The sequence below is a fragment of the Herbaspirillum sp. B65 genome (assembly GCF_000333555.1).
Taxonomy (GTDB): Bacteria; Pseudomonadota; Gammaproteobacteria; order Burkholderiales; family Burkholderiaceae_D; genus Herbaspirillum; species Herbaspirillum rubrisubalbicans.
The window spans coordinates 1-4,886 of the sequence record NZ_BADI01000198.1; the positions used below are offsets into that span (position 1 = coordinate 1).

The window sequence follows — 4,886 nt, forward strand, 5'->3', positions numbered from 1 at the left end:
ATTTCCGACGACAACAAAATGGCCAGGCGGTAGCTGGCAACGGATTTCGGGGACAAGCGATGGGTATCGGGCCGCAGATCCGATGGGACTGGACGCCAGGCTCGGCCGTGACTTTCAAATATCAGCGCGAGTTTTCGGTACGCAATCGTCCGCAAGGAGATCGGTTCTGGCTTCAGGTCAGCGTTCCTTTCAAGTGATGTACTAGCGCCGCCCATCGAAACGGCCAATGGCCGCCACCGCTGCCATGTGAGGCCAGTAGCGGGTTCGATTGGGCGCGTGGTGGACTACTGTTTGCGACGTCCGCAATCGGCTAACAGCAGCCGTTCGTATGACACATCGAGGGATTGAAAGCGCGACTCGGCAACACCTAAAATAGCTAGGAATCCTCATCGGATCATTACCCATCGTCCCGCTACAGGAGATTTGATTGATGGAAATCTTCGACGACGTTGTGGCCCAGATGGAGGCCACCCGGCTACCGCTTTACGCGGTCAGCGCTACCGCTGCCCACTCGGCAGACAGTCCGCTCTACCTCTTCCTGCACTGGCACGGTTTCCAGCGCTCCACCCCGCTGCAGTTGCCGGGAATATCGATCCCTGCCAGGCCGGTCCAGAGTTCGCTGCTGAAGGTGGAGGGCCCCTGGTATAGCGACCTGCTGCGCGATGAACTGGTACTGGAACTGGCCTGGCGCCTGGGCGCCTGGGACGTCACGCGCATCCGTGCGCGCGGATGCAACCAGATCGGCGCACCGTCGGGGGAAGCCCTGCAATGCCGCCAGGCCTTCGGAGAAGGTGATGAAGATCATCCGGTCACACTCGACGACGCACCACAGGCCCGCCACGACGCCATGCAGCTGGCTTCCCGCCGAGGCTACTGGCGCTGGCTGTTCCACCCGGTCAAGGGCGGCCTGTGGTCGCAACTGGCGCAGGACGACGAGACGCTGGACAGCGATGGCGCACGCACCGGCCCCTGTCCGGTCGCACCGCTGCCGGCGGAAGGCCGTGGCCGCCAGATGGTCTACCGGATGGGCCGCATCACGCGCTTGATCCTGCCTTCCCAGCCGTAACAACTTGTTACAAATTACTGTGCCTGGCGCTCTTGATAAGCTGCCCGGCCAGACTTATTTCCTGCATCGCCTAAATTTCAAGGCCGGGATCCTTGATCCCTGATTCTCTTTTGTTCACGTGACATTGACCATTCTGGAGATTGAACATGAAACTTCGTCCCCTTTATGACCGAGTGATCGTCAAGCGAATCGAACAGCAGCGCCAGACCGCCTCGGGCATCGTCATCCCCGACAGCGCCACCGAGAAGCCCGAGCAGGGCGAGGTGCTGGCCGTGGGCAACGGTCGGGTACTACCCGATGGCAGCCTGCGCGCGCTGCAGCTGAAGGTCGGCGATCTGGTGCTCTTTGGCAAATATGCCGGGCAGACCGTCAAGATCGATGGCCAGGAGCTCTTGGTCATGCGCGAGGAAGATATCTTCGGCGTCTTCGAAGCTGCCGCCGGGCAGGACAAGAAGGCCGCCTGATACGGCGTATTGCTGAACCTTACCATTCCCTAGTTCGTGGAGACCTAACATGAGTGCGAAACAAGTGAAGTTTCATGACACTGCCCGCGCCCGCATCGTCAAGGGCGTCAACGTACTGGCCGATGCCGTCAAGGTGACGCTCGGCCCCAAGGGCCGCAACGTGCTGCTGGACCGCAGCTTCGGCGCACCGGTGATCACCAAGGACGGTGTCTCGGTGGCCAAGGAAATCGAGCTGAAGGACCGCCTGGAGAACATGGGGGCCCAGGTCGTCAAGCAGGTCGCCTCCAAGACGGCCGATGTGGCCGGCGACGGCACCACCACGGCCACCGTGCTGGCCCAGTCCATCGTGCAGGAAGGCATGAAGTACGTGGCCGCCGGCATGAACCCGATGGACCTCAAGCGCGGCATCGATAAGGCGGTGGCGGCGGCCATCGAGGAACTGCGCAAGATTTCCCGTCCCATCACCACCAACAAGGAAATCGCCCAGGTCGGCGCGATCTCGGCCAATTCTGACGAGGCCATCGGCAACATCATCGCCCAGGCGATGGACAAGGTGGGCAAGGAAGGCGTGATCACGGTCGAGGATGGCAAGTCGCTGGAGAATGAACTCGATGTGGTCGAGGGTATGCAGTTCGACCGCGGCTACCTGTCGCCCTACTTCATCAATGATCCGGACAAGCAGCTGTGCCAGCTCAATGATCCTCTGGTGCTGCTGTATGACAAGAAGATTTCCAGCATCCGCGAACTGCTGCCGGTACTGGAGATGACGGCCAAGGCCGGCAAGCCGTTGTTCATCGTGGCCGAGGATATCGATGGCGAAGCACTGGCGACCCTGGTGGTGAACTCGGTGCGGGGCGTGCTGAAGGTGGCTGCGGTGAAGGCGCCGGGCTTTGGCGATCGCCGCAAGGCCATGCTGGAAGACCTCGCCGTACTCACGGGCGGCACCGTCATCTCCGAAGAAACCGGCAAGAGCCTGGAGAAGACCGCGCTGGAGGATCTGGGCAGCGCCAAGCGCGTGGAGGTGCGCAAGGACAGCACCACCGTCATCGATGGTGCCGGCGCCCAGGACAAGATCGATGCACGCGTCAAGGCGATCCAGGCCCAGATTGAGGAAACCACCAGCGACTACGATCGCGAGAAGCTGCAAGAACGCGTGGCCAAGCTGGCCGGCGGCGTGGCGGTCATCAAGATCGGTGCCGCGACCGAGGTTGAAATGAAGGAAAAGAAGGACCGTGTCGATGACGCCCTGCACGCAACCCGTGCGGCGGTGGAAGAAGGCATCGTGCCCGGTGGCGGCGTGGCACTGCTGCGTGCCCGTGCGGCTATCAGCAAACTGGAAGGGGCCAATGCCGACCAGAACGCCGGTATCCAGATCGTGCTGCGCGCGCTGGAGGCCCCGCTGCGCGTGATTGCTGCCAACGCCGGCGACGAACCATCGGTCGTGGTGGCCAAGGTCTATTCCGGCAAGGGCAACTTCGGCTACAACGCGGCCAACGGAGAGTACGGCGACATGGTGGAACTGGGTGTGATTGATCCGACCAAGGTCACCCGCACCGCCTTGCAGAACGCTGCTTCGGTGGCTTCGTTGATTCTGACTACGGATGCTACCGTGGCGGATGCACCGGCAGAGGAAAAGGAGGCCACCCCAACTGCCGCGTTAGATATGTGAATTGGACAAGCGATTCGAGAATATGTATCGCTGAGCAGCAAACGCCCGCATAAAGCGGGCGTTTTTACATTCGGAGCATCTGATGACGAATCTACGAGGAAAGTGATTTGCCACGACCAAATGCATATGAATGTTGCTTCAACGAAATATACTGCACCATGGTATTATTTTTGGGCTGCTTTTGCTTGCCGCCACTGGGGAACCGACATGCACTTCATTGCCAGTTCATGCATCGGGAGGGGACACGAGTGTTGTCCAGTGAAGATTGTCTTTCTACTGTCTGCCAACTCAATTAACCGCTGCTTCACCAACGGCGAGGGGAACATCTGCAATGAATTTCAATTTCACCATCCGGACACGCATTGCGCTGGTCATCGGCTCCCTGGCTTCGCTCCTGTTCGTCGGGGGGGCTATGGGAGTCTGGGGCTTCAACTATGGCAACAACGCGCAGCAATTGATGTACAAGAGGGAACTGGCTTCGGCCATCGCACTGTCGCATGCCGATATCTACAATGCACGCGGCTTCCTCGCAATCTACAGGCTGGGCATGGCACCGCAAAATCCGGCAGCCAATGAACAGGCCAACCGTGCACTGAAGCTGTTTGGCGAAGCGGACAAAGCATGGAATGAATATCGCAATCAATTGATGGAAAAAAGCGATGCCGAGGAAGTGCGCCTGGCCGATGATTTGAACGCCAAACGCGCTGCTTTCTCGGACAAAGGTTATATGGCCATGATCAATGCCCTCAAGGCCGGCAAGTTCGACGAACTGTCCAGCGCGTGGAATTCCATGCGCGATCTCTTCAATGCCACCAGCGACGCTAGCGCCGCCATGCAAGCGTACCAGGCCACCCGCGCGCAGCAGACTTATGAAACATCACTGCAGATGTATCGTAGCTTCGTGATTGTGACCTGTGTCGGCCTCGGTCTGATGGTGTTCGTTTCACTGTGGGTCTGGCGTTCGTTGCGGCAGGCCATCATCGGCCCGCTCGATCAGGCACTGGCCACCTTCAAGGCAATGGCGGCAGGTGATCTGACCAACAATATCGAGACCCGCTCACGTGATGAAATGGGGCAAATGCTGGACGGCCTGAAGCAGTTGCAGCAGGCTCTGATTACGCTGGTCACCAAGGTCAGCAACAGTTCCCACAGCATTGACGCCGGTGCCAAGGAAATCGCCACCGGCAATATGGATTTATCGTCCCGCACGGAACAGCAAGCGAGTTCGCTCGAAGAAACCGCCGCCTCGATGGAAGAACTGACTGGCACCGTGCGCCAAAATGCCGACAACGCCGGCAACGCCAGCCAGATGGCCAACAGCGCCTCGACTATAGCCAATCAGGGTGGTCAGGTGGTGGCCCAGGTGGTGGACACGATGGAAGCCATCAATGAATCCTCGCGCAAGATTGTCGACATCATCAGCGTGATCGACGGCATTGCCTTCCAGACCAATATCCTGGCATTGAATGCTGCAGTCGAAGCAGCACGCGCCGGTGAGCAGGGACGCGGCTTCGCAGTGGTGGCTTCCGAAGTCCGTTCGCTGGCACAGCGTTCGGCGGCGGCAGCCAAGGAGATCAAGGAACTGATCGACAATTCGGTGGAAAAGGTCAACACCGGCAGCCGACTGGTGGAACAGGCCGGCGCTACCATGGGCCAGGTGGTCGACAGCGTGCAGCGCGTGACGCAT

5 protein-coding genes are annotated in these 4,886 nt (G+C 59.7%); all 5 read left to right on the forward strand.

The features are described from left to right. The coding region (locus I5W_RS29465) for a transporter (protein WP_199901707.1) at nt 1–197 on the forward strand (197 nt) is incomplete at its 5' end. A 233-nt stretch (nt 198–430) separates the two neighbouring features. Beyond that, nucleotides 431–1,066: a hypothetical protein gene (locus I5W_RS05030; protein ID WP_044528421.1), complete on the forward strand. Its 636-nt coding sequence runs from the start codon at nt 431–433 to the stop codon at nt 1,064–1,066. 146 nt (nt 1,067–1,212) lie between these two features. Further along, nucleotides 1,213–1,530, forward strand: a complete 318-nt coding sequence (locus I5W_RS05035; protein ID WP_017451392.1) for a co-chaperone GroES — start codon at nt 1,213–1,215, stop codon at nt 1,528–1,530. A 49-nt stretch (nt 1,531–1,579) separates the two neighbouring features. Continuing rightward, on the forward strand, nt 1,580–3,199 hold the full coding sequence (gene groL, locus I5W_RS05040; protein ID WP_044528422.1) for a chaperonin GroEL: 1,620 nt from the start codon (nt 1,580–1,582) through the stop codon (nt 3,197–3,199). Nucleotides 3,200–3,530: 331 nt separating this feature from the next. Then, nucleotides 3,531–4,886 (forward strand): methyl-accepting chemotaxis protein (locus tag I5W_RS05045; protein ID WP_044528423.1); only part of this gene is annotated, 1,356 nt, incomplete at its 3' end.